Consider the following 26,724-nt stretch of genomic DNA (forward strand, 5'->3'; position numbering starts at 1 on the left):
AGATTAGTTATAGATGATTACTTCTGTGAAGTTTGTAAACTTATGTTAATCCATTAATTTTTATTGATTAATTTAAGTTAAAGCTAATTATAGCATTTAAGGCTGTGATCAGATCTAAAAATCATTCTGAAGATAGACAGATTGGCTTGAAGACTTATTCGTTGAGGGATCGCCGAGAAGTTTCACGGCTGAGAGAGGAATAAATTCCGTAAAAGTAGCCATTCCTCTGGCTATAGACTTTAGCAAATTTGAGATGAGTGAATTTCAACAAAAAAATAGCTCAAACGAGCTAAATAAGTCTAAGATTTCAGGAGTTTTAAAAATCGAGTCAAGCCGACCACAGACTTAATTGAATCGGACTATGTTCGAGTTTATCCCAAGCTAGAGAAGGAACTGAAACTGAAAATTTTTCTTTTTAATGCCATTAATATGATCAGTGATGCCTACAAAATATCCAACTTTCAGTCTGGGTATTCGTTGCTCGGACAATTTCTAATTTTTTTTAGATCAATAGCCTTGTAACGGTTTAATGCTAGACCGAATTTAGTTATTTTTTTTCCCTAAGTATTGACTCATGTAAAGCATTAATCCGCTTGCTCCGAGGCCATAAAAAATCCCACCCGTCACCCCAATAATTACCATTGCCCAACTAGCCACTCCTAATGTTAAGCTGTAGATAAATAGCACTGTTAAGCGTTGGGATAAACCTCGATTGAGAAGTCGGTGATGCAAATGACGGCGATCTGCATAAAAGGGGGATTTTCCATCGGAAAGTCGAGCTAAAATCACAATGCACATATCTAAAATTGGCACAGCTAAAACCAAAAAGGGGAGTATCACTAGACTAAAATCTGGTGTTTTCATTAAACCAATAACAGCCAGACTCGCCAGGGTAAATCCGATAAAATAAGACCCTCCATCTCCCATAAAAATTTGAGCGGGATGAAAGTTATAGCGGAGAAATCCTATTGTTGAAGCCATCAAAGCAGCAGCAATTAAAGCTGCGGTGGGTTGATGAATCGATAGACAAACGACAAGCAGGATACTGGCAGATATTCCAGAGATTCCCGCCGCTAATCCGTCTAAACCATCCATCCAGTTAATGGCATTGACAACGCCAGCTAACCAAATAACGGTGATGGGTAAACTGAAAATACCAAGTGGAATTAATCCAAATCCTGGAATCGGAAGAAATTCTATTCTCACGCCGACTATCCAGACTAAACTCGCGACACCTAGTTGTAATATTAATCGAGTCAAGGGGGATAAATCGAATAAATCATCGGTTAATCCAATTAGAAAAAACAAGAAACTTCCGACAATTACCCCCCAAAACTCTAAAATTTTTGCTGAGGGTAAACTGGTAAAATCACTAAATAATCCAACGATTAAACAGCTAGTCAGAGTTGCCAAACAGATTGCTATTCCACCCAAACGAACAATGGGTTTGTCGTGGATTTTTCGTTCTCCTGGATGATCAAAATATCCCCTATTCAGACCGATTGTTTTGACCAGGGGTGTGCTGAAGAGAACGAGGAGGATAGAAATAATGAAGGCAACCCCATAAGGATAAAAAAATACCATAGTGTAGGGGACTGAAGATCATCAAGGTTGCGCGTTTTCCATTCCCCTATACAGCAATGTTATTTCAGATCCGGATAACCAAGTGGCTGAGAATTTCTAATTGGGGGTAACAGATTCGGAACTTTTATTGATGATTTTTGTAACCGCTTCTCAAATTGTCCATTTTTTAATCGGTTGAGCAGGATTTCCTGCATAAATGGTTATGACTTCCAGAGAATGTCCGGTTACACTTCCTAACCCTAAAACTGCACGCTGACCCATTCTAACTCCTGGCCCGCTCACCACTCTCCCAGCAATCCAACTACTCTGTTCGATGTAGATTTCTGCTGTGATCAATTAAAAATGGTGAGAATTGCTTGAGGTTGAGGGTTTGATCATCAGCGATCGCCAGTTGGACTGGAATCAAGCCAATCAGAAATAGAATGTAGAATTGAGCAAGGCTAAATAATCCAACGCTAGGGTGATCGTTTATCCTGGAACTTTTTCATAGATTTGCCATTTTACGATTATTGTAACTGATGGTAAGTTGGATGGGGGAGTTCTATTGAATCGGGGTTAGATATCTACCGAATAGGGGAAGACCAATTTACTCTATCGGAGTTATCTTTTCAACTTTACTTTGTCAATTAGGAGGTATTTTTGAGTTGTTTTTTATTTCAGTAACTTAATAATAAGTTTGTGTAAGCTGATCCTATTTTGTCCTGAGAATAATGACAATTCCTGTAAAATGGACAAGACAAACTTAAGTTCCGGATACAATGTAGACTCCAAGAGAGAGAAGTCGCCGATTTGCTCAAAAATCTGATTTAATGTTTTGAATTAAATCCGCTACCCCTCCTTCTGAGTCACCCGAAAAGAGATTCTTTCCGGTCGATTAAAGCTAGGATTTAACTCATGGAGAAATCAGTTTCATGTTCAATCCCATACCGTTTATTTACCACTCAACCTTAACCGCAGGTCTTGCCAGTTTAATCAGTTTTTTAACCCTGATTGGATTGGAGAGTTCGGCTCAAGCTATCGTCCTCAATGGTGGTTTTGAGACGGGTGATTTTTCTGATGGATGGATACCAATCGGCGACGCTAGAATTGTAACAGAGGCCTATGGTGTAACCCCTGTTGAGGGAAGCTTTCAAGCTTTAATTACAACCAGAAGCGGTTCAGTTCGGGATAGTTGTTCAAGATTTTATCCAGTTTGTTTGGAATCTTTTCTAGCGTTACCTTCAGGGAGTCTAGATACTTTATTACCGGAAGGAGTTGTTGAAGGTTCAGCTCTCAAACAAACCCTGACTGTTCGAGCCGGAGATCGCCTGAGTTTTTCTTGGAATTTCCTCTCTAATGAAACCTTGTTTGATGATCAACCAACGACCTTCAATGACTTAGCTTTTGTGTCAATTGGTTCACTCCAAAAAATTGGTGATACTTTTGACTTAGTAGGTTCATCGAATACGCAGTTTGATACGGAATCTGGATATCGAACCTTTTCCTATACATTTGCCGAAGCCGGAACCTATCTCTTAGGAATTGGGGTTTTAGATGCGGAAGATAGTAACGATTTCTTCCCATCAGGTTTGTTGCTTGATAATGTGGAAATTCGCTCGGTTCCTGAACCGATAACAATTTGGGGCTATCTAGTTGTGTTAGGAATGGGTGCGCTTTTGAAAAAGCAGCATTCCAAAGACCCTGACTCAGACTAATCTCCGAGCCTCAAGAACAGCTTTAACCCCTGATCGCTTTGATTCTTCAAGAGTTGAGGTGATCGCTTTTTTTTGGGGCCAACTCAAGCTTTACAAAAGGGGGGGTTTTTTAAAGCTGAACCCTCTAACTGCTTCACAAAACCCCTAGAAATGTAAAAAACAGGGGTTGATTCCTGAAGATTTTTTAAAACTTCTTTAATCACCAATTCTACTCTTCTCAAAAAAGGGATCTCTCCGTCAAATGGGGTCAAATATAGCAGTCCGTTCCGAGTTCTGTGTAATATCTTCTTGCAATCATGCAATCATGCAATCTTGCAAGAGGCAGGAGGGAAAGTCGTTTCAGGCTTTTTATCAGCTTTTAGATTTCTCACAAATCATTTTTGATTGCTATATCCCTCTTCTGTCACTCTCCGAAATCAAGGAGGAAGAAATAGAGAGGTAAAATAGCGTAAAAGCCAGGGAACATCATGGATGTAGAGTTACAGATCTTCAAACATTTGCCTAGAGATGCCTGTCGCACCGTACCCTTCGTAGATGAGTATTGCGATCGCTACAAAGAGTTATTTCCCGAAGTGAGAAGCTATGAGTGTTTTAAACACTTGCATTGGGGTTTAATGACACCGATAACGAGTTAATTGCCGTGGTCGGTCAATTTTCCCCTTTTCTTCGCGATGGATAGCTTCAGGATTTACTACTTGTTAGTTTCGGAGAGTGACAGAAGAGGGATATTAGCCTGTCTTTTTAAATAAGCCTTGCTTATCATAAAAGGTACGGGAGATTTGAGTTGGCACTTTTCTTTATTTTTTCTTTAGGAACAGTCTCTAATTCTAACTCTTCGATGCTTTTAAGGTTGTGCCATTAACGACTTCCTTAACCTCCCAGTTTTCACTCACCGAAACGTCGGGGTCACGGCTAGCCATAACCGTTTGATATTGGGACTGGGGACGAAAGAAAACGGCAGTTGCAACTCCCAAAACGGCAACGGCAACTAAACCCTGAATAATTGTTTGTGGTTTCATAGCGATCGCGCTCGTTTGCGAGAAATCGGGGTTTACTCTTTCTACAGAATAGACTGACCTCGTTCGTTGTGGGGGCGGTCAGTTTTGTTCTGCGCGAATAGTGAATACAATGGTTAATTAGCTCTCTTTGATTATCAACCATTATGACCGAAGACTTACAGAAGTGGCTACTTCTCATAATCTCTGCTGCTTTAATTAGTATCGGAATTGCTCTAATTGTTATCGGAATTGTCTTAATCACTTTAGTTAGAGCGGAAACTTCTCATAATCAAACAACAAGTTTTGCACTCTTGTTTGATGGAGTTGATGACTATGTTCAGATTCAAACCCATAATACGATTAACACAATTGGTAGTGGTGATTTTACGTTTTCAGCAATGGTTAATGGCTTAGAAAGTGAACAACGTCTTCATCCTCAAATTCTGTCTAATCGCGCTAATGAACAAAATGGATTTCTCTTTGGGTTTCATAGTCATTGGAGAGGAAGCCAGAATAAAATTCCTTTTGTTCAATATAATCAGACAAATTGGATTGACTATCCGAATCAGCCGAACCTTCTTGATAATAAATGGCATCACTTTGTGGCTCGTAAACAAGGAAATAATCTCACCTATTTTGCCGATGGAAAAATCATTGTATCTTTTACAAGGTCTATACTTGAAGACTACAATATTGCCTCTTCGCAGCCTCTCTTAATTGGTTGGGATCGGGCTAATTCATCTGCTACACATTTCCAAGGAAAAATTGATGAAGTCAGTATTTGGAATCGGGCATTAAGTGATGCAGAGATACAGTCAGAACTGCTGAAATCTATTCAAGGAAATGAATCAGGACTGCTGAGTTATTGGTCTTTTAATGAAGGTTCTGGCAATATTGTCAAGGATCAATCAGGCAATGGTAATGATGGAACTATTTTTGGAGCTACATGGACAACTGGATGGGCTTCTGAAATTAAGAATAAACAAAGTTCACAATAATTTCTTTCCTACAGCGAACGGGAACCAGATGGACATTCAATTTCATCATTATCTGTCGGAGATTTCGGAGTCGGCGGAGGAAGCTTTGAAGGTTCTTCTGTTTCACAAATTTGAGTAACGGTGGTCTCTGAGCCGTTTTGATTCATAACAAATATAACCGCAGTAAAACTGGTTAAGTCCGAGTGTTTTGATGTTGCTGTTGCTATTGCGTTTCGTTGGTCTGCTCCCACAACAATCTGATAAATATAATTTTCTGTTTCGGCTTTGATTCCAATTCCTAATTCTCTAATGCTAGTCCCAAATCTACTTTCTTCGGCGTAGTGAGCCTCTTGTCCCTTATTAATCGAACTGAGATATTGTCTAGCTTCACTCTGCTTACTCCTTACAGCAGAATTTAACGAAAACTGCCAGTTGAAATTGTCAATCCGTGAAATTCTAAACTATTCTGGGTTTCGGTTAATGGATATGGTTTCCACTAAATAGGTAATATGAAGTTCTTCTTTTTTTACTATTCGAGTCAAACTGGGGGAGAATCATTATGGAAATTTTACCGATGTTTGTTGAAATTTTTCTCATAGTGGTGCTAGTTTTTATTATTCCTTTGTTAATCCCGGTCGCTTTTCTTCTAGGGATAGGATTGTTAGTTGTGTTGTGTACGGAAGCCATTATTCTATTTTTAAAGGCATTAGGAGGATAACGTTTAATTTTAATTTTTTCGGGCAAAGTGATAGCCCCGGCATCTCCGGGGTTTTTTTGTGTGCTAATATCATGTCCGACTAATCAATAATGATTCTGTAGGGGCGGGTTCTACAATATCTTTAGCACTACTCCGAGATTGAGATAAACCCGCCCCACCCCATAACAGAATTAATCAACCGGACATAATATAACTTGGCGGGTTGCTCAAATATTTTTTTGGAGTCAGAGGTCAAGGTGGTGACTGAAACCTTGATTCTTCTTGAGTAGTACATTGAATAAACCGTGAAATTACGGAGACTGACCCAATTAATCGTACACATCAAAATTACAAAGTTCCGTAGGGTTACTGATGACTTTCTGTAAGAAAATGCTTAATCTTGAAAGTAGAGTTCTTCAAGCAGACTTGGAAAACCCACTCACGTTTCGTCATTCGCATGAAAATGTATCCCAGTTTTCAAAAGTCGAGGTAAATTAAAATTGTCTGAGCAAATATTTGATGAGTGTATGTATCAATACGCAGCAATTACTTTCTCTCCCGTTCAAGGTTTTATTGAAAAAACTCGTAAGCTAAGAGATTTGTATGGAGCATCTATTATTTTATCCTATCTCAGTCAATATATTGCTCAAGAGGCTAAAACGATTTCAGGAGTTGATGTGATTTCTCCAGGAATTGATGTAATTTCTCCGGGTTTAGTTAATACGGCTCAGGGAATGCCCAATAGAATTTTACTAAAAAACAATAATGGAAATTTCAGGCTAGAAGAACTCAATCAGTGGGTTAGAGACACCTTGTTAACAGGTTGGAAAAACATCTGCAATCATTGTAAAACCTGGATTGAAACTAAAATTCCCGAATCCAACTCCAATAAATTTTATCATTGGGAGCGGGATTGGGATTTATGGAAAAATCACACTTGGGAAGTTTTTTCTGGAGTTGGGAATACCATTGTTGAAGCAATGGACAATTTAGAGAATAATAAACTTGGTCGAAATTGGACAGGAGTTAATTGGATTGGAGAGAGTTCAAGTATTACTGGAACTGATGCAATTGCTTGGCCGGGTTTGGGAAAAGGAACCCGCAATCCCAAATATTTAAAACCCAGTCAAGAAAAACAGAAAATCGCCAGTTTTTATGAAAATTTATCAAGAATTTTAGAAACCAAACCCGGTCAAAGTTCTGAAACAATAGAAGAACCAGAAGGTAAGTTTTTAGATCCAAACGAACGCTTAAGTATTCCCGAGCTAGTCAAACGTTTAATTACACGGGATGATATTCGTAAACCCCTGAAAAATATACCTCATTTGGATCGTTTTACAGATTTGGTTAGAAAACCAAACCCAGAAACTAATACACCGGGACAATGGACGGGTTGGTTTATGGGAGATGGAGATCAAGTTGGTAAACACCTAAAAAACTTAGCTGCAAGTGAAGATGGCGATCAAGAAATTCGTAAGTTTAGCGAAGCAATGCGAAATTGGGGAAAAATTTTTATGAAAAAATTCCCCCAAGATTTTGGTCGGGTTATTTATGCTGGTGGCGATGATTTTTTAGGGGTAATTTATAGCAAAAATCCGGGCGAACCCATCAAATCTAATCAAGTTATAGATTGGTTGATGAAACTTCCCGAAGAATGGGAAACACACGGAGAAAACATTACTTTGAGTTTGGGTTTTGTTTGGGCGGGTCATAGCGTTCCCCAACGGGATATTTTACAACATTGCCGCGAGGCAGAACAGCAATCAAAATCTCTGGGACGAAATCGCCTTACCTTGCGGGTTGTTTTCAACAGTGGGCAATTTGTACAGTGGACTTGCCCCTGGAATTACTTATCTATTTTACAAAAATATTGTGATCGCGATGGGGGAAAAAATTGGGGTCATATTTACAACGACTTTGCCCAATTAAAAGCCCGTCATGCAATTGATTTTAATCCTGTTACCGGACAAGTAGATTATCGACTTGCCTGTTCATTAATGAATATTTACTTTAATGATGAGGGAAATTATGTGTGGGAAAATCGCCGGGATATTGTTGATAAAAATGATTCGTCTGAAAATGCTTATTTAAACTGGACAAATGATTTAATCAATGTGGGTTGGCAGCTATATTCACAAAATGATTAACTAATGAAAAATATTCAGTGTCAGTCTCATCAACACTCAACAAACTTTGATAAACCTCTCAAAATGTTCAAGTATTTAATTCTGATTCAGCCCCTCGGGTTTATGTACGGTAGTTCAGGAGGCTTTCTTTCTCCAGAAAACTTAGTTGGACGTTCCCGTGCGAAGTTTCCCCCGGATGCGGCAACCCTCTCAGGACTCTTTTTCAGCACCAATAAAGTCAAATCTTTTACCACTCACGAAGATTTGAACCAAGAACTTCATGTAGCAGGCCCTTTTTGGACATTAGAAAACAATTTGATGAACTTTTATGTGCCTATTCCTCGAACAAAACTTGTGACTCAAAAAGAGGTCGATGAATGGACGCTCAAAAATGGTCAATGGGAACGACAACTGCGAGAAGAAGACTTTAAGGATAGTTACAGTTGGCAACGAGTCAATAGTTGGGATTATTCGGCAAAAAAAATTAAAAGTAATAAAGATGCAGCGGCGGCTAGTCCTTGGAAATTTGTTTCAATTCTGCATCCCAAAATGAAACTTGAGGAGCGCCATGTAAAAGACGAAGATGGCTTATTTCTGGAATATGCGGTACAACTACCCGATGATGTATATCTTGCTTACCTTTCAACTCATGAACTTCCCGAAGGTTGGTATCGGTTTGGAGGCGAAAATCATGTTGTAGAAATTAAAAGCATTGAACTTCCAGAAAATCATCCAATAATTACACTACTTAAAAAAGACATTAAACAAGCTTTTGCTTTAATTACTCCCGCAATTTGGGGGTCTAATCGATTGTCTTATCGTCATCCCCAACATCCCGATTTTCCCGAGTCTCAACTGATGCTAACCGACAAAGCAATTCCCTTTCGTTACCGTCGGGGAGCCAGCGACAATCCTCAAGATTCTAAAGAATATCGAGTGGGAGGACAGCTAGGACGGGGACGCTATGCGGTGGGGGCGGGTAGTGTGTATGTTCTCGAAAAGCCCCTGAATAAATCCTGGTGGGATTGGCCAGAAGAATGGTTTCCCCAAGAAGGATTTAGTCTCAAAAAGTTGGGCTGTGGTTTGTGTTTACCTTTAACAATTCAAGGACTAGAATAATGTACAAAAAAGCTTACGGAATTATCGAAACTCTCGCACCCCTTCATGTCGGCGCAACCGCAGGAGAAGAAAGCGGGAATTTAAGCCTAATTTTCCGCGACCAATTCACACAAACTGGTATTGTTCCGGGAAGTTCTATTCGAGGTCGTTTTCGTTCGGAAATTCGACAAGAACGAGGTGAAGAAACTGCTAATCTTTGGTATGGTGCCGAAGCCGAACCCGGACAACCCGATAGCACTAGCGAATCATTCGTAAAATTTGAATACGCTTCCATTGTTTGGTTGCCTGTTTTTTGTCCCGGACAGCCTATTGTTTGGGTCAGTAGTCCCCGTTTGTTAAAACGCTATCAACGAATTACCGGAATTTCCGATAAACTTCCCAAACCCTATACCGCTTCTCAAACGCTGAAATCCCTCAATGTTGAAGGGGATAATATGTTGTTTTTTAACTTCGGCTTTTTAACCGTTGAAAAGACTGAAAATTTAACATCCTGGTTTCCATTGGGCGAACAGTTACCCGCCATTGTTGTTGGGGATGATGAAATTGCTATGATTCACGATATGGCATTATATCGTCAAAGTCGAGTGGCTTTGGATAAGCAGGAGAAAAAGGTTAAAAAAGGTGCGTTTTTCAATACGGAAGCACTGCCCGAAGGAAGCTTTTTAATTTTTGCAATTGCGCTTCGCGACGATTCCAAAGGAAACACTTGGCAACCTTTTAGTGAGGGCAATAACGCCGAAGTTTATTTGGGGGGTTTAGAATCAATTGGTTTCGGTCACTGTCATATTATAATTCAAGGAATCTAACGATGGCTTGGGAATCTTATAAACTCGATCAATACGCTCACGATTTGGTCTTGAAACATCGGGATAACAACAAAGATGTTCTCAATCAAGCTCATAAAATGCGAATGACCGCAGCTTACGGTTTAGAACGATTTTGGGGCGAACAAATCCGCTTGGAAGGCGATCAAAAAGCTTACTGGAAAGATACCTGGGAAGCTTTGGTAAAAATCATGGCAAAAGCCAAAGTTAAAATTCCCAATGATGATGTCGGTAACGACACTGAAAAAATCAAAGCAATGGCGGAAAAACTTTGGAATTTTGACCAAAATCAACGCAAAGTTGCCCTCGCCGTTTTGATTCAACTTTGCGACAGTATGGTTTGGTGGACACAACGTTATAAAGGTAATGGAGGACGCAAAGAAAATGCCTAAACTTCGACAAGTTCCAATGATGTTTCGCGCTCAAATTGAAGGTCGTTGTCAAATTCAAAGACCCGGAGAACAAGCGGATGATTGGACACAAGAATGGGTTGATGGGGCGGCTCGAAATGTGCCTCAATTTCGAGAAAACGTTAAAACCAAAGAGTATGCTATTACCTGGCGGTTTATTACGAATAGCGGACAAGATGAAGGAGTAATTCGTCCAGTTATTGGTGCAAAAGGGTGTCCTTTTTATCCAGGTTCAAGTATGAAAGGGGCTTTTTTGCGAGTTTGTCCACAAGAAAAACAAATTGATTATTGTGGCGGAAAAGTAGGGGATGAAACTAAACCCGGTATTCTGCGATTTCATGGCGGTTATCCTAAAGATAATACCTGGCGAGAGAAAAATTTAGTTGATGTTGTCCACCCCCAGGAAGGTTGGCAAGTTAAAGATAACAATGCAAAACATAGCGCTTTTATTCAAATTTCTCTCTATAAACCCCGATTGGTATTTGGGATTTCCAGTACAAAAGAACTTGACGGTTCCGAATGGGAAGAAATTTGGAAAATTTGGGAAAAAGCAATTGGATATGGGATTGGTTCTCGCGTAAGTGCGGGCTACGGTCAACCTCAAATTAATACCGATAATACCTTGTTAAGCGTTTATTTGAAGGGTCAAGGGTTGGCTTCTCAATTAATTAACAAAACAGGTGAATTCCGCCCCAATATGTTTAAGGCGGCGCTGCGCGGTCATACGTTGCGTTTGCTCGGAGGTGTCACAGATGAGTTAACGGCAGAATTTCTAACCAAACAACTTTGGGGAGGGTTTAACGGTAAAAATGGGGCAATTGTTGGACAGTTAGGCATTCGATTTCAAGGCAATTTAGAGATAGATAATTTTACTTATTCTCTGAGCAAAGATCCAATTGAAATGCCAACTTATGATTTAACACAGGGGAAACTCGACTTGGTAGCGATGCAAAATTTGTCAGAAGAAAGACAAAAAAATCTGATTATTTTTCTCAAACAACTGATTAAATTTTCTGTCATGTTTGGCGGGTTTGGTAAATCCTGGCGTCGGGTTGACCACCGTTTATTTTACCTGGATTATTTTAGACAGGCAAATAAACCGATGATTGGTTGCCATTGGGAACTTTTAAAACCGTCTCAAAACTTACGATTTCCTGTCAATGAATTAAGTGATATTACCGAGTTTTTGGACAGTTTACATAATCGGATAAAAAAATGGGTAAAACTGAACAAAAAGAGTCTGAAAGCCGATGGAAGTAACTGGCGAGAAGCATGGCATCCTAAGCGAGTACAAGTTTGGGGACGAATTGCTGAAAATTCTTTTGATAGCGATGCAGTTTATTGGTTTCATGGGAATTATCAGGGACAGAAAACGATTAAAAATTCTGACTTGACAGGCAAAATTAGCAAAATTGGTCGCATCTGGCATCGAATGTATCCTCGATATATTCTAGAGGATAACAAGCTTAAGGAAACTCAAGAATATGTGGAATTACTGACGATTTTTTCTGATGATTCTGAGACAACTAAAGACTTTTTAGCATTTTTAGATGAACGCAGTGATTTTGAATTGCTTTGGCCTAATTAAATGAACTGCGTCAACAATTGGATTTTGTGTTCAAAAAACGGACAATAATTTGATACAATTTCACCCTTTCTATTCCGTCAATCAACTCTAACAAATTTAAAGGAAATAAAACCATGAATGTTTGGATTATTACCATTGGAAACAGCGATGTTCAACTGTTAATCGAAGATAACTGGCCAACATTCCGTGATGAGATTGCCGATGAATTAAATTACGATGATTTTACTCTCACCCCTTCAGATAATCAACATCAAGAAACTTGGGTTGCACCTGCTAGAGTTTTGGGGATGATTTATCAACGCCATTTGGATACAGACTTCGAGGATTTATACTTTCCTTTATTGGATAATTTTTATTCTTATTTTAATGATAATAAGAAAGAAACTCCTGATGAAATCGTTTATTTAATGACAGACCAAGCCAACATTTTTCCCGATTATTTATCGTTCAATCAATCTCCGTGTTGGAAAGATACCTGCACACTTCAACCCATTATCGAACACTATCTCAAGGCTAAATTTCCCAAAGCCAAATTAAAGCCTTGTATTTTGTATCCGAAAAAAAATCAATCTGAAAAACTAAAAGGAATGGATGATTGGAACAGCACGTTGGATGTAGTTCGCGAAAACTTATCTCAGTTTAATTATAACAAATCCACCACAATTTATGTCAGTCATCAGGCGGGAACGCCAGCTATTTCTTCGGCTTTACAATTTTTAAGTTTGGCACAATATGGCAAACAAGTTAAGTTTCTTGTCAGCAATGAATATGAACTTAATTCTGCCGAAATCATAGAAAGTTCTCAGTATCTACGAGGAATTAAAATCGAACAAGCAAAAAGTTTAATTTACACCTCTCCGGGTGCGGCGAAAAAAATGTTAAATGGGTTGGATAATATTGAACCCAAACGCCTAGAAGAGTTACAAAATTTTGTTGACTTTTTTAATCTTAACCGCTCCCTCGAACCCAATCAAAGTGAATTTGAGATTGAATCCGCAACTCAACGAATTGTTGATGCTTTGGATTTAATTGGGATTTTCTTTAATCAAGAAAACTACTTGCAAGGGATTACTTTATTATCTGCGGCACAGGAAACGTTTTTAAAAGTTGCTATTTTGTCTAAAGTTAGTCAACTAACAGTTACTCTATCTCAACAGTCTTTTTCGGGAACAGAAGTTTTAAAATGGAATCACGAAGGCTTGCTTTTAAGTAACCAGATGCAGCAGAAAACCATCTCAGAAAAAAATGATATTTTAAAACAGTTACTTTTCCCGGTAAAAAACCCTGTTTCGGATGATAAAAAATTCACAAAAACCAATAATAACGATAAAATGCTCGACTGGCTATGTAAACTCGAACCTAAGTTTCAACCTTGGGCGGTTCTTAAATGGTCTTGTAATTATTACAAAATCCGAGAAGATGATTTAAGAAATCAGCTTGTGCATAATCTACTAGGAATGGAAAAAAATGACGTGATTCAATATTTACTTGGATATAAACCTTCAGAAATTCAAGAAGATGTTATGAAAGTCTATAACGAGAACGTGAAAGAACCTTTTGTTAAGGCGATTAATCTGTTTAAACTCCCGTATACCAAAGAAAAACTCAGACAAACCTTGGAAAAATTGGCGGATTCTTTAAGTTAACAAAATGAATAATCGACAACTCTGCCATATAATGGTTGGCGTACCAGGGGCGGGAAAGTCAACTTTTGCGGGTAAACTTTCTGCCTTAACTGGATGTAAAATTATTGCCAACGATGACATTCGCCTCCAACTTTACGGCGATGAAACAATTCAGGGAAATTGGGATGAAATAGAGGCGGAAATTTTTCGGCAAATCGAGGAAAGTTTGGCAATTCGGAAGCCGATTATTTACGATGCAACCAACGCTAGACGTGCTTGGCGGATGGGACTTCTGATGAAGCTTTCCCAACAATTGACAATGGAAATTCGGTGGATGGCTTGGTATCTGCAAACGCCTTTGGATGTTTGTTTGCAACGGAATCAACAACGACTGAGAACTGTTCCCGAACAAATTATCACCCAATTTTATCAAGCACTTCAAAGCTTTCCCCCCGTTACTGCCGAAGGGTTTGTTAAAGTTGTTTCTCTAAAAGATAGCGAGTTTGACCGCCATTTTGTTGAGGAAACCATTAATTCCTTAAGTCGAAATTGTATCAACCGCCAAAATCGGACTCAAAACTCAACAGTTCACTTTCATTCTTATTCTCATTTATTGAATTTTGACCGTTTGCTGCACTTAATTTCGCTGTTTATTCATTATCCAGGTTTGGGAAATTTACAGGAGACTCACCCCGAACAACTTCAAGAAATCTTGGGGACTGTTCCCGTTTTTTCAGATAGTTTGGCAGAAATTACCGAAGTGATGAAGCAGGTTAAAGGAGATATCTATGCTGACCGAGAGGCTTTAGCTTATGATTTGAAATGGCTACAAACTAACGATTTAATTGGTGAGGAAGGGTTGCTAGAATTTCGAGAACCCCACCCTATTCAAGTTGAACTTTCCGATTTTACCGGGACAACTCACGCTTATTCAGACCTCAAACCATTTAAGCGTTTGATGACAACAATTCGCCTTATTCTTACAAAGCCTTTTCTTCAAAATCAGGGACAAGGAAGTTTAAGAACTCTTGCCCAAGCTATCTTTGAAGAACTGGAAACTGAAGGAGATTGTTATAATAAATTGAGAAAAGATATTGAAAATATTCTCAAGCCGTTTAATATTTTGCCCAGTTTTTCTTTAAAAGCAGGTTATTTTGCGGGGACGGGAATTTTATCGGCACTCGAACTCAAACAGGTTTTTTCTGTTTTGCAAACTCAAGCCAACAGTATTCAAGACCCCATTAGTTTGGAAATCTATGAAACGTTTAAAGAACGCATGGCTTTTAGCGGGCTATTGGCGGAAAAACCCTATCCAGCCCGTGCTATTGCCCATCGTTTGATGATAGATGAACGATTATTGCATGAGTCTACTTTATATCGTAAAATTAAACAGGTTGAAGAAGCGATCGCTAACTGCGACTTATTGGAAGTCAGCCGTTTAAAAGGGCGTGGGAAGTTTCCCGGTGATATTGAAGGAATGTTGCTAATATGGCCGTTACAAATTGTTTTTCATCATTCCGCTTGGTATCTCGGCTACGAACAGGAGGGAGGAACGGAAGCAGGACTGCTGCGGTTTGAACGTTTAGACCGCCTCGCCTGGGGTATCCCTCAGCAAAAATCTCGTTCTTTGGAAGTTCAAGAATTGGCTTTAAAACGGTTGCATCAGCTTTTGGATGCGAGTGTGGGAATGTTTTTGGGAAACCATGTCCGCGAACAACAACAGTTTCTTTCTAAAACCGAACGGAAATCAGTAGAAGTGACGGTTGAATTGTGGTTTAATGATGCTATTTATCCTTTTATTTGTGAGAAAACCAAGCGGTTTCCCAAAGCTAAGATGAAAATGTCTCCTCCCCAAACGGGAAGTTTGAACGTTTCTAAGTCTCGTTTGTTTTCTCTACAAAAAACTAAAGATCCTCAGTTTCCTAATCAATTACAGGCAACTTTTCCGCGTTGGTGTTTGAATGATATTGATTTGAATCGGTGGATTGTAGGGTTTGGAGGTCATGTTAAGGTAATCCAACCTCCAGAATTGATTCTAAAAATTCAAACGATGGGTGAACAAATTTATAGGATTTATAATCCCTAAGTTTTGAGCATATTTTTCTTAAGCCTCACCCCCAAGTTGGCTCTTTAAACTACTTATTAAAATTAAACCCCCTTTCTGGATAAGAGAGGGGGAAATTAGCTATTTTTGCGTGATTTTTTTAGTCATCATAGGGACTTCCCCAGTCTACGGGTTCCTCATTAGTTCTGCGCTTTAACTCAATACGATTCGCATAAAATCTGCGCGGAGGCGGTGAGGGTTTTGGAGGTGATGGCCAAAAGAATGACATTAATAAAACCACTGCGATCGCTAATCCTACTCCGTCCAACTTTGTTCTCCCTGATATTAGTTTTCTTATATTAGGATGAACTATTTTTTGAGGATAGAGAAGACTTTTGATGCGAACAACGAGTTTCCATTAATTCCACTATTCCGAAGAATAGCGACTTCAATCGAATTGTACATCGTTGCTGCAACGGCAGGTTTCCATTAATTCCACTATTCCGAAGAATAGCGACGATCTCTGCTTTTGGAGATCCTAGATCCGCTTTGATGACGTTTCCATTAATTCCACTATTCCGAAGAATAGCGACAAACTGTGTTTGGTTTGATGACTTCAAGAAAAATTCAGGTTTCCATTAATTCCACTATTCCGAAGAATAGCGACCGCCCCTCCTTCGCTCTGTGTCAAATTAACTCCATTACTAGAATGTTTCCATTAATTCCACTATTCCGAAGAATAGCGACCTTACTTCTAGATATCATCAATCGCCTATTGGAAGTGGAAGTTTCCATTAATTCCACTATTCCGAAGAATAGCGACGGCAATGAAGCCGTTTAGGTTTGGGCTGAAAAATCAAGTTTCCATTAATTCCACTATTCCGAAGAATAGCGACTACTTCTCACGGCGTCCCCACAATTGCACTGCTAGGGGTTGGTTTCCATTAATTCCACTATTCCGAAGAATAGCGACATCGAAAAAATACACGTTGTATGTGAAAGCAGATTACAAAGTTTCCATTAATTCCACTATTCCGAAGAATAGCGACTACGAGAAAATCTGCTCATATTTTGACAGTTTCGATTTAACGTTTCCATTAATTCCACTATTCCGAAGAATAGCGACTTCCTCTTTTAGCGTTTTCGGTGCAAAACACAAAGAGTTTCCATTAATTCCACTATTCCGAAGAATAGCGACGTTGTTTACAACGTCACAACGAAAACCTCCTCCCTAGTTTCCATTAATTCCACTATTCCGAAGAATAGCGACTGGGATCTATCCAAATCCTGCGTCTGTTTGATGCAAGATTTGTTTCCATTAATTCCACTATTCCGAAGAATAGCGACCAACGGACTTGAAGTTTTAATCGACCCCAAGACTAAAGAGATGTTTCCATTAATTCCACTATTCCGAAGAATAGCGACTATTCAGAAGGCAGTTGAGCGAACAAAAGAAGCCTAGTTTCCATTAATTCCACTATTCCGAAGAATAGCGACTATGAAAAACTGGTGATGAAGCTTGACCGAGTAAAAAATAAGTTTCCATTAATTCCACTATTCCGAAGAATAGCGACTATTTACGGGGATTATCCAGGGGCGTGCTGTCCGGCAAGTTTCCATTAATTCCACTATTCCGAAGAATAGCGACACTGGGCTTGCGGCTCCCCGATGAAAAGCTGGCTAGGATAGTTTCCATTAATTCCACTATTCCGAAGAATAGCGACCTGGTTTAAAGAGGAGTACGGAGGTATCTGTATAGAGTTTCCATTAATTCCACTATTCCGAAGAATAGCGACATCAATTGTTTAAAGAAGGGGACATTTTAACTGTTGTTGGTTTCCATTAATTCCACTACTCCGAAGAATAGCGACAATTCTTGACGCATTGTTGGGTTTTGCTAATGGTGATATGTTTCCATTAATTCCACTATTCCGAAGAATAGCAACCAATAGAGCAGAACCCGAGCCGTGAGTGGTTCAAGTGGTTTCCATTAATTCCACTACTCCGAAGAATAGCGACTAGGTATGTCACAGATCAAAGCAACATGAACGCCAACAAGTTTCCATTAATTCCACTACTCCGAAGAATAGCGACAAAGAAAATCACCCTGACTGGCTTCATCTTCTTTATGATGTTTCCATTAATTCCACTACTCCGAAGAATAGCGACGAGAAAAAAGTAAAGTTTGATTGGCTGGGTTTTACGATTCTAGTTTCCATTAATTCCACTACTCCGAAGAATAGCGACATCTCAAGCTTCTTGAATATTGACATTCGGCTTATTTCTCGTTTCCATTAATTCCACTACTCCGAAGAATAGCGACTAGGTATGTCACAGATCAAAGCAACATGAACGCCAACAAGTTTCCATTAATTCCACTACTCCGAAGAATAGCGACACGAGTCGTAAATTGGTTGATGAGACAGGGTATTTTGTTTCCATTAATTCCACTACTCCGAAGAATAGCGACTAAGCTAGATCGGCATCTAACGCCGATCTTTTCCCGTTTCCATTAATTCCACTACTCCGAAGAATAGCGACAAGTTCCCAGGAGGGAGTCGGTTCATCAAATCAGAAATCAGGTTTCCATTAATTCCACTACTCCGAAGAATAGCGACCAGATGTGCGAAAAATAGAAGCTCTCATGTTAGCCATGTTTCCATTAATTCCACTATTCCGAAGAATAGCGACTTAGAAGAAATGAGTCAAGATCACGATATTACGGATCTGTTTCCATTAATTCCACTATTCCGAAGAATAGCGACTCCTCTCTATTAAAACCCTTATTCAGTCGGATGTCTAGAGGGGGTTTACGAGGCTGAAGAAAATCAAGAGAATTTTTGCCTCACGTTCGCCCAAGTAAATCGCTGAAATCCTTACGGAATGTTCTATCGAGGCTCCCAACGAAATTCCGTCAATACAGCCATTTTTCCTGAGCCTCGCTAAACAATTATCTGCCGTCCGGAGAAGACCCTCACTTTTAATGATGGGATGAATCCGGACAATCTTGATTTTGAACATAGACTTTAAGTTGTTCAATTGTAACGCCACCACAACTCGCAACAAAATAAGAACCTGTCCATAGAACTCGTTTCCCGTAAGTTTGAGCAAGTTCAGCTTCAAACTCTCGCCACAGTGTTTTAGATGCTGTGGCTTTTAGATTAGCGATTAAGTTGCGTCGCGGGTTTGTGTGGAGGATAGCTAAGTAGTAAATGAACATGGTCTGATTCCCCGTTAAATTCTATAAGCTGAGAATCCCATTTTTGTGCGACTGATCTAAAAACTTCCCCCAACCTCTGTATCATAGCTTCATTGAGGATTTGGCGTCGATATTTTGTAACAAAGACCAAGTGAACAGTGATGCTGTACACCACTGTTTAGCAAAGTCAATATCTGATGCAGGTTGGACTCAGTTTCGAGAATGTTTAGAATATTTCGCTCAACTCTTTGAAAAGCAAGTCGTAGCTGTTGCTCCTAACTATACTTCTCAAGACTGTTCTAATTGCGGTCGAAGAGTCAAAAAATCGCTAATTATGTTTATGGGGGAACTTGGAAAGCGAAAAAAAAGATTTAGAAGATTAGGTTTTGAATAACCATTGTTAATCAAATTTCTCACAGGCTAATAGCAGTTTTTCCCGCAGTCTTTGACGAATATTTTGAGGCGAAATCACAACGATATCGGGTGCATTTTGGAGAACTTCTCGCCCAAACCAATAAGTATTATAAATTGACCGAATAACACGTTTCACTCTGGGTTGATCTGTTAACCATTCTACGATTTCATCTTCATTGGTTTTGATTTGATAAGCAAAAGCTAAACGGTTGAATAAGTGTATTTCAACGGGGACTCGATCAAAGCCTGAAACCCATAGTTGTTTAATCGGTATCACCGCAGCTTCAGGAATTCGATCTAGACGTAAACTCCAGTTATGTTGCAGGGGTTCAATATCAAGATTACCTGCGGTTTCTTCACACCAACAGTCTAAATATTCCCTTTCTTCATGAGTGGCAAACTCGGCATAACGCACAGTAAATTCCCACGGACGTCCGGTTGCATCTTGATAGAATAGTTGAAACGGTTGCTGACGTTTAATCAGTCGGTTAATTTCTAATCGCCAAGCGGGAGGAGGATTGTCTAAAAATTCTTCAATTTTACCCCGCAGAGGGATAGACAATTCGCTGCGTTCTTGCAATAAATGGGCGATCGCAATGGCTTCTTCCATTTTTCCCCCATCAATTAAATAGTTTCGTATTCGTTCCAAAACTTCGATCCGAGCATCCGACCAATTATTATTGGGGGCGATCTGAAGCTGACGACGGGCGATCGCTTTCACCAGTTTAGAAATATTGGGGCGCTCTCCCCAGGTCATCCCCAAGTCCAACGCTAGGACTTCTAATTCGGTTTTCTCTCGTTCTGACAGAGACAGGGTGATCGATTGGCCTTTGCGACTCATAAATGTACGGACACTTTATCTGTATACTTTTTCATTCTCTCTATTTTGCAGAGTAATATGGATAATATCAACGATACACGGACACAAAATATGGATAAGTCCAATTACAGTATTATACTTAAACCTGTTTATTCTTGTCCCGCAGATGAGAACCCCCCCGATATCAAACTTCCTCCCGGTTGGCGACTGTCTTGGCATCAAGCAGAAACGATTAAAGCTATTCGTAATTCTAAAATTGATATTGTTGCTAATAGTGCGTTAACCGGAGATGGTAAAACCTTACCTGCTTATATAGAAACCTTTGAGTCAGAAACCTCGGCAATGGGTTTGTATCCAACCAATGAACTAGCGCGAGATCAAGAAATCCAAATTCGCCATTATATTGAATATTTTAAACCAGAAAGTGAACCTCGCATCGTGCGTTTGAGCGGACAAGAATTAGAAATTTATGCCGAAAATGAACAAATTAAAAAATCTGCCGCTATTTTAACTCGTGCAAGTCAATCGGAAATATTAGTCACAAACCCCGATATTTTTCATTATCTTCATCGGGGTGCTTATTTACGGAAACATGATAACCCCGATCTGCTTTGGGGACGGATTGATAAAGATTTTAACCTGTTTATTATGGATGAAACTCATATTTTTTCTGCGCCTCAGTTTGCCAGTCTTATCAATACTTCACTGTTAATCAAACAGACAAATCGCCAGAAAAAGTTTGTATTTCTCTCGGCGACTCAAGACAATCAGTTAATTGAAAGATTAGATCAAGCTAATTTTAACATAAAAATAATCGATCCGGTTGCCGAAAATAAATATAAATTCCCCGAAACAGTAGCGGAATGTCAACAGTTAGAGTTTCAAGGATGGCGACAAGTTACGCGAACCGTTAAACTTAATTTTGTTCCCCTAGAAACGACTTCGGGGACATCTGAAATTTGGTTAAAAGAAAATAGCGAGCGCCTTTTAAAGTTCTTTCAAGAAAACCCCGGCAGTAAAGGCGCGATTATTCTCAATTCTATCGCATCTGTCAAGCGATTAGTGCCATTTTTCCGCAGTATTTTTGAACCGCAGGGGTTAACAGTGGGGGAGAATACAGGCTTATCGGGGAAGATAGAAAAAGCACAATCTCTCTTAGCCGATTTAGTGTTGGGAACCAGTACGATTGATGTTGGGGTAGACTTCAAAATTAACTTGCTGATTTTTGAATCTTCCGATGCGGGAAACTTTATTCAACGCTTGGGAAGATTGGGAAGACATGAAGGTTATGAACAGGAGGGAAAACAGATTAAATTTCAACAGTTTATCGCTTATTCGTTGGTTCCCAACTTCCTGATTGAACGATTATTTCACGGAGATTCACCCGTTCTAGAATCTGAGGGAGTTTATAACCGGGTATTTCTGCAAAATCAGATCTTTGAACAATATCGAAAGATTAACGATTTTCGCGGATATTATCGCCATTGGGGTGCGATGCAGTCTGTGATGTTATCTTGGAATTTAGGTCAACTTAAACAACAATATCAAGGAAGTCAAGAAGCTTTTAAACAAGATTGTCAAAAAGTCTTTGAAACCCATTTTGGAACAGTAATAAGAAGAATTAAAGACTATCAGAAAGATTGGCAAGAATTTTCAGGAAAAAATCAGGGAAATCCTATCGTAGAAGAAGCAACAAGTTTTCGGGGTTCAAGTCCGTTGCAATGTGGGTTATATGATTTAACTGAACCCAACGAAGTCGAACGCTTCAAAACCTACGATTTACCGGGAATTTTAAGCAATTTAGAGATTGAACCGATGACTAAAGTAGGGTTTATGCGATCGCTCAAAGAAACAGCAACTCAAACCAATACTCCTATTGCTAAAGGCAGATTTGAATATTGTTTGGGGTTTATGAAATTGCATTGCTACCGAGAAGAACGCTTAAACTGGCGGTTTATTCATCCCAATTTACAGTCTTTTGTTGATAGTTGGAATGTGCAAATATTAGCAGAAATAGAAGTTTGGCAACCGGAAAATCTGTGGATCAAAGAGATTAATAAACGTCTGAAAAAACAAGTTTTGGTGTGTTATGTGTTGCGGCTTCCCGTTGCTGAGGCGCGAATGCGGTTGCGTTTACCCATGCACTTTCAAATTTATCCGATCAGCGAGTCGGATGCTGTTCACGCACCAGCGCCCTATTCTATTGCTTTTGGACAGTCGGCTTTGTTACTCGACACGTTAACAGGTTGGGTGAAAAGCCAGGGGGGTGAGATATGGATGGTTTAGCGTTTCGATCCCTCATAGGGATTTTGGGAGTTTTCAATCTGGTGATGAGGAAGCAGCTTGCGGCATTAAGTACAGACCTATTCGTTTCAATCCCTCATAGGGATTCGGTAACGAACGCCAAGCTTTATTGTTCCACATACTTTAGGGTATCACATAAAACTTTGGGTTGAATAGCTCAGATACTAATAACTGTTGAATATAGTCTGATCTTAAATGCCATGATTATGTATTGACTCAAGCTATCGCAATCAATAGCATAAGAGTGTGCAGATCGCTGAAACCTAGAATATGAAAGCGATATGCCTATATCCTTTAATTGCCCAAGGAGGCCAAAATGTATCTGAAAGTAACCAACCTTGAAAAATTGCTGGCAGTTCTCCGGGATCATCAATGGCATTCTGCTGATGAACTGGCTGGGAAGGTAAGCTGGCGTTTTGGGCATACAGTCTATGAAGCCCGAAAAAAAGGCTACGAAATTCAAAAGCGAAAAGTAGGTCATAACCAATATGAGTACCGATTAGCAGCGTAACATACCCGATAGCTTTTGTAGGGAGTTTTTTTAACCTTAGAAACTCCCTAGACGGAAGGAGTAGAAAGACTACTAAGTAGCTTTCGGTATTAAGTTCAAACGTAGGTCGTCTTCACCCCCGAACGCTCAAAAATGAGTAAACGGTTGGTTAAGTCTCTATTACTGAGAACAAAGCCTAAAAAAGCCAATTTAATTTTAGTCTTCCTTTCCTTCTGTAAACTTAAGAATCATTTTAGCTGTATATTCAACAAGTCACATAATTTATGAACTCTATTAGGAAGTAAGTCATGGCTAAAAAACGTCAAAAATCAGATCCCGAAGGACAACAACTTTCTCTATTTGATCAACCGCAAGTTATCAATACAGAAATAGATGAAGATGATAGCTGGTTGGAAAATGAAGAATTTGGTTTAAACTTTGAATTTTCAGATCGCACAATTGAAATCACTTCAGAACTTCTATCTCTAAAGCTACTGAAAGAAGCCATACAAGCGCAAAATTCAGATGATGTTGTCATGGGAGATTTTGCTGAATATGTTCTTCCGAATTTGTTGCGGGTTGCAATCGGAGTAACCGCTAAAGGAGGGAAATTTTTTGATGAACTAGATCGCCGCAGAGGACGGGAAAATGTTCGTCGAGATAATGCAGGCGATCAGTCTTTAAATACTCATCTTTTAAATGGTTTATTTCCCGCAAATTTAATCGAACAACGACTAGAAAAACTCGATACAACCGTTAAGCGAGTTATCAAAGAAAAAGAACGTCGCTTAGGTGTGGCGGGGTTTATTCTCCATGATTTTGAGAAGTTTAATTATCGGCTATTTCCATCAATGCCCGAAAAATATCAAGAAATTCGTCAAGATTTCGATAAAGATATTAGAAAATTATCGGTTGAAGATCATCGAGAAATTATTGAGGTGATTGTATTAGAGTTAAGATTAGATCGGTTTATCTGTCCAGAAAACCCCGAAAGTTGGCGTGAATATATTGATGATTTACTGTTTATCGCCTATAACGCTCAAGAACGAAATGATACAAATTTAAATCTGTCAGAACATGGATTAAATGTCATTTTGAGTGACAGAAAACTTAGACAACTCATTGATTTAACCCGTTTAGCAGACTTGTTAGCTTCGGTGATTAAACATCCCCAAGACGCAGAACATACTAAACTAAATGAACTGCTTCATAGCCTTAGTGATGGACAACTTAAGTTTACCTACCACAGCATTTCTGAAAACCGAGGCGTTCTCACCAATGTTGTTAATAATGCACTGATGGAAATTCATAAAAACTTAAATACAGAGGATATTATTTACTATGAACCTCTGTTGTATCTTCCCACAGGTGTCATTTATCTCAAACATCGAGAAGCACCCCCTGTTTCTATTAAAGAATTATCAAACCGAATTGTTGATAATATTAAAAAGCTGTGTTCTCAACGACTATTAGACACACAAACAGGTTTTGGTCGAGATGGAAAAGGAATGAAATATGCAGAATATTATGAACAGTTTTTTGATGAAGTTGGGTTAATGAAAGTTGCTTTGAAAGCTACTCTGCGTATTTTACACCCCAAGAAAGCTTCTGTTGCTAAAAGTCGCAGTGAGAATTTAATTCAATTTCAGCGTCGGGAAGTTCTCTCTCAAGATTATGATTTTAGCTTTGCAGATGATATTCGTATCGATCAAATTGCTGAATTTTGTGATGTTATTAGCCGCAAGGTTTGGGGAGAGAAAGTAAATCAGATTGAGGATTTGATTAAAGAAAGAAATCTTGAATGCAAGAAAAATAAAGATCTTCCTGTACTTCCTGCGGTAACGTTAAAACCAGACGACTTAGTGATCAAAGTTGCTGAATATTGGAACCTCACGGAATATTTACGCCAAGTTCGAGAAATTCAACGAATTAACGAAAGTCTCAAAGAGAAGAAACTGAAAGGAAATACAGGCGGTGTTCCCTATGAATGGTATTATTTGGCTGCAAAATACATCCAGAAAAATCCCGGAATTGAAGATGTGCGAGAAAACTGTGAAGAACTTATTCAATATATCGCAGAATTGATTCAACCAATAGTCGAAAAGTATCAACTTTCTGATGGTTGGGAGGATTTAAAACTCTGGGTTAACCGAGTGGTGATGTTACCCGAAAAAACAACAGAAGAAAATCAAGTTAACTCTCAACAAACTCAAATCTTTTTAGATGAACTGGAACGCTATCAACTGGCGAAAAAGTCAGGACGAGGACGACAGCTTATTTGTTCGATTTCTCATTCAGCTTATACCGTCACCGAACAAATGGAATCTGCTGTTTTATTTACGCCGCAAGTTTACACCAATAAACAAATGTTAGGGGGTTCAAACGCGAAACGAAATATTTCCAGCATTGCGGGAACAGAAATGATGTTGAGGCAAATTTTAATGAATCAAACTCAAGCAGTTGGGAAACGATTTGAGGATGGTAAATACCGCTATATTTACTTTTATCCGACCTATTACTTTACGCCGGAAACAAACAAGTTTTTACAAAAGGCTTATAGTAATATTGCCCAAACTCGGTTTAATGCAGGTATTCGGAATCATTTTATTAGTGAGGATTTAAAAGCCAATTTTGAACGAGAAAAGTATCAAAGTGTAGATAGTTTCATCATTGATGAAGACTTACAAACAAAGAAAAATTTACCCGAAGATGACCCAAATCGAAAGATAGATCGAACCTTCAAACTCTCTTATCCAGAAGACCAACCGTTAACGTTTTACTTTATGGCTTTACCGCCAGGACGAGACGGAACAGATACGGAATCTTGGGTAATGCCGACTTGGTTAGCCTTTGCATTTCCGATGATTTTAGATGTAAAAACGGTTGTTTCTGAGTCGCCTATTCCCCCATTTAATGATGGTGCAGAATTTGAAGAAACTGTATTTTTAGATAGTGCGCCTCAAGCTTTTAGAATACTCACAAAACGGGATAGATTTCGGTTAGACTATATCTTAGAAGGTTGGATCGAGTCCGGTCAATCTTATTCTGCACCCTTAAATGTTTTAACCGCAGCTTATGCGATTCATCTTGATGTTAATGCCAGACAAGGAAAATCCGGTTATGATGCCAACTGGGGAAAATTAACCGAATTAGCTAATAATATTGAAACGAGTTCGTTGTCGGTATTTAGTTCACTGAAAGAATGGATTCGCCGTCAGGGAGTGGAAACAGCAAGAATAGAAAAAATTAAACTCTATGCCTATGATTTTTATCCTTGTTTCGACCCTTATGTTACTTATAAACCCGACTTGGAGGACTTAATTGTGGAAGAAAAATCACCCTTGAATCATCCGAAAAAACTAACAGAACTTTATCGCAAGTTTTATCGAGCCAGTAAGCGATATAATCCTAAATCAAATGCTGTTTTGAAACCGATTGATATTTCTGCGGAGACAATTTTAAAAGCTGAATCTAGTGTTTTTCACGGTGAAGCTTTAGTGAATGCTGTTGCAGCAGAAATCTTTAAATTAATGGATCGGGTTCATGCTTCAACCGCAGAAGGACGCTGGGTTTTCAGCAAACGAGAAGAAGAACGTCAAGCGGTTTTAGAGTTTGCACGATATTTTGTTGAGGATGTTTTTTATGGTTCTTTTAAAGGCGATCGCGCACGTTTAGCAGGGCGTCAAATTAACCTGATTCGAGATACTTGTGAGTTTCTTTATCGCTTAGAAGATGACAAAGAAAACAAACAATCTGCGAATGAATCTACTGATAAACCTGCTAAAACTGAAGAAGAATAAATCTTTTCACC

General features: G+C 39.1%; 21 protein-coding genes, 1 pseudogene and 1 CRISPR repeat array. Of the genes and pseudogenes, 14 read left to right on the plus strand and 8 right to left on the minus strand.

Annotated features, from left to right (window positions below; all coding sequences use genetic code 11):
• Positions 1–543: 543 nt before the first annotated feature.
• Positions 544–1,584 carry a glycosyltransferase family 4 protein gene (locus WN50_RS21255; protein WP_046277135.1) on the minus strand — a complete coding sequence of 347 codons (1,041 nt, stop codon included), beginning with the start codon at positions 1,582–1,584 and terminating at the stop codon, positions 544–546.
• A 150-nt stretch (positions 1,585–1,734) separates the two neighbouring features.
• On the minus strand, positions 1,735–1,920 hold the full coding sequence (locus tag WN50_RS36485; protein ID WP_235441064.1) for an LbetaH domain-containing protein: 186 nt from the start codon (positions 1,918–1,920) through the stop codon (positions 1,735–1,737).
• Between the two features lie 575 nt (positions 1,921–2,495).
• On the opposite strand from WN50_RS36485, the gene WN50_RS21265 reads away from it, so the two are divergent.
• Both WN50_RS21265 and WN50_RS34785 read left to right on the plus strand, forming a co-directional pair.
• Positions 2,496–3,278 (plus strand): PEP-CTERM sorting domain-containing protein, encoded by a 783-nt coding sequence (locus tag WN50_RS21265; RefSeq protein WP_049560665.1) that lies wholly within the window; start codon positions 2,496–2,498, stop codon positions 3,276–3,278.
• A gap of 467 nt (positions 3,279–3,745) precedes the next feature.
• Positions 3,746–3,904, plus strand: a pseudogene (locus WN50_RS34785) (IS701 family transposase); the annotation flags it as partial.
• Between the two features lie 201 nt (positions 3,905–4,105).
• On the opposite strand, the gene WN50_RS21270 reads toward WN50_RS34785, so the two are convergent.
• Positions 4,106–4,297: a hypothetical protein gene (locus WN50_RS21270; RefSeq protein ID WP_046277136.1), complete on the minus strand. Its 192-nt coding sequence runs from the start codon at positions 4,295–4,297 to the stop codon at positions 4,106–4,108.
• Between the two features lie 143 nt (positions 4,298–4,440).
• On the opposite strand from WN50_RS21270, the gene WN50_RS21275 reads away from it, so the two are divergent.
• Positions 4,441–5,274 (plus strand): LamG domain-containing protein, encoded by an 834-nt coding sequence (locus WN50_RS21275; RefSeq protein WP_046277137.1) that lies wholly within the window; start codon positions 4,441–4,443, stop codon positions 5,272–5,274.
• 8 nt (positions 5,275–5,282) lie between these two features.
• On the opposite strand, the gene WN50_RS33500 is transcribed toward WN50_RS21275, so the two are convergent.
• Entirely contained in the window at positions 5,283–5,708 is a 426-nt protein-coding gene (locus WN50_RS33500) for a type IV pilin-like G/H family protein (protein ID WP_082172515.1), read from the minus strand.
• Between the two features lie 742 nt (positions 5,709–6,450).
• Here WN50_RS33500 and WN50_RS21285 point away from each other — a divergent pair.
• The 7 genes from WN50_RS21285 (at position 6,451) to WN50_RS21315 (ending at position 15,728) form a co-directional block, all read left to right on the plus strand.
• Positions 6,451–8,097: a Cas10/Cmr2 second palm domain-containing protein gene (locus WN50_RS21285; RefSeq protein ID WP_281062900.1), complete on the plus strand. Its 1,647-nt coding sequence runs from the start codon at positions 6,451–6,453 to the stop codon at positions 8,095–8,097.
• Between the two features lie 3 nt (positions 8,098–8,100).
• Positions 8,101–9,195 carry a CRISPR-associated protein gene (locus WN50_RS21290; protein WP_342586774.1) on the plus strand — a complete coding sequence of 365 codons (1,095 nt, stop codon included), beginning with the start codon at positions 8,101–8,103 and terminating at the stop codon, positions 9,193–9,195.
• On the plus strand, positions 9,195–10,001 hold the full coding sequence (locus WN50_RS21295) for an RAMP superfamily CRISPR-associated protein (protein ID WP_046276742.1): 807 nt from the start codon (positions 9,195–9,197) through the stop codon (positions 9,999–10,001). Before WN50_RS21290 ends, WN50_RS21295 begins: the two co-directional genes overlap by 1 nt.
• A gap of 2 nt (positions 10,002–10,003) precedes the next feature.
• Positions 10,004–10,411: a hypothetical protein gene (locus WN50_RS21300; RefSeq protein ID WP_046276743.1), complete on the plus strand. Its 408-nt coding sequence runs from the start codon at positions 10,004–10,006 to the stop codon at positions 10,409–10,411.
• Complete coding sequence (locus tag WN50_RS21305) at positions 10,404–12,017, plus strand: hypothetical protein (RefSeq protein WP_046276744.1); 1,614 nt, start codon at positions 10,404–10,406, stop codon at positions 12,015–12,017. The genes WN50_RS21300 and WN50_RS21305 overlap by 8 nt, the downstream gene beginning before the upstream one ends.
• Positions 12,018–12,130: 113 nt before the next feature.
• Complete coding sequence (locus tag WN50_RS21310) at positions 12,131–13,663, plus strand: hypothetical protein (RefSeq protein ID WP_046276745.1); 1,533 nt, start codon at positions 12,131–12,133, stop codon at positions 13,661–13,663.
• Positions 13,664–13,667: 4 nt separating this feature from the next.
• Positions 13,668–15,728 carry a WYL domain-containing protein gene (locus tag WN50_RS21315; RefSeq protein ID WP_046276746.1) on the plus strand — a complete coding sequence of 687 codons (2,061 nt, stop codon included), beginning with the start codon at positions 13,668–13,670 and terminating at the stop codon, positions 15,726–15,728.
• Between the two features lie 118 nt (positions 15,729–15,846).
• Here the strand turns inward: WN50_RS21315 and WN50_RS34790 are convergent, their stop codons facing one another.
• From WN50_RS34790 to tnpA, 3 genes are all read right to left on the minus strand, one after another.
• Positions 15,847–16,014: a hypothetical protein gene (locus WN50_RS34790; RefSeq protein ID WP_160315420.1), complete on the minus strand. Its 168-nt coding sequence runs from the start codon at positions 16,012–16,014 to the stop codon at positions 15,847–15,849.
• Positions 16,015–16,097: 83 nt separating this feature from the next.
• Positions 16,098–18,451: a CRISPR direct-repeat array (repeat unit 36 nt; unit sequence GTTTCCATTAATTCCACTATTCCGAAGAATAGCGAC).
• A gap of 215 nt (positions 18,452–18,666) precedes the next feature.
• Entirely contained in the window at positions 18,667–18,906 is a 240-nt protein-coding gene (locus WN50_RS36970) for a transposase (protein ID WP_281062901.1), read from the minus strand.
• Positions 18,848–19,060: an IS200/IS605 family transposase gene (gene tnpA / locus WN50_RS36975; protein ID WP_342586775.1), complete on the minus strand. Its 213-nt coding sequence runs from the start codon at positions 19,058–19,060 to the stop codon at positions 18,848–18,850. Before tnpA ends, WN50_RS36970 begins: the two co-directional genes overlap by 59 nt.
• Between tnpA and WN50_RS34245 the strand changes: the two genes are divergently transcribed.
• Entirely contained in the window at positions 19,037–19,279 is a 243-nt protein-coding gene (locus tag WN50_RS34245; RefSeq protein WP_049560669.1) for a zinc ribbon domain-containing protein, read from the plus strand. The two genes, tnpA and WN50_RS34245, sit on opposite strands and share 24 nt — an antisense overlap.
• Positions 19,280–19,285: 6 nt before the next feature.
• On the opposite strand, the gene WN50_RS21330 is transcribed toward WN50_RS34245, so the two are convergent.
• Positions 19,286–20,140, minus strand: a complete 855-nt coding sequence (locus WN50_RS21330) for a WYL domain-containing protein (RefSeq protein ID WP_046276747.1) — start codon at positions 20,138–20,140, stop codon at positions 19,286–19,288.
• Between the two features lie 90 nt (positions 20,141–20,230).
• Between WN50_RS21330 and cas3 the strand changes: the two genes are divergently transcribed.
• The 3 genes from cas3 (at position 20,231) to cas10d (ending at position 26,713) form a co-directional block, all read left to right on the plus strand.
• Entirely contained in the window at positions 20,231–22,405 is a 2,175-nt protein-coding gene (gene cas3, locus WN50_RS21335; protein WP_046276758.1) for a type I-D CRISPR-associated helicase Cas3', read from the plus strand.
• A 334-nt stretch (positions 22,406–22,739) separates the two neighbouring features.
• The gene (locus WN50_RS21340; RefSeq protein ID WP_046276748.1) at positions 22,740–22,934 is read left to right on the plus strand and encodes a hypothetical protein; all 195 of its coding nucleotides are present in this window, start codon (positions 22,740–22,742) and stop codon (positions 22,932–22,934) included.
• A gap of 287 nt (positions 22,935–23,221) precedes the next feature.
• A complete protein-coding gene (gene cas10d, locus WN50_RS21345; protein ID WP_046276749.1) occupies positions 23,222–26,713 on the plus strand; it encodes a type I-D CRISPR-associated protein Cas10d/Csc3 in 3,492 nt (1,163 codons plus the stop codon).
• Positions 26,714–26,724: the final 11 nt, after the last annotated feature.

The sequence above is a fragment of the Limnoraphis robusta CS-951 genome (assembly GCF_000972705.2).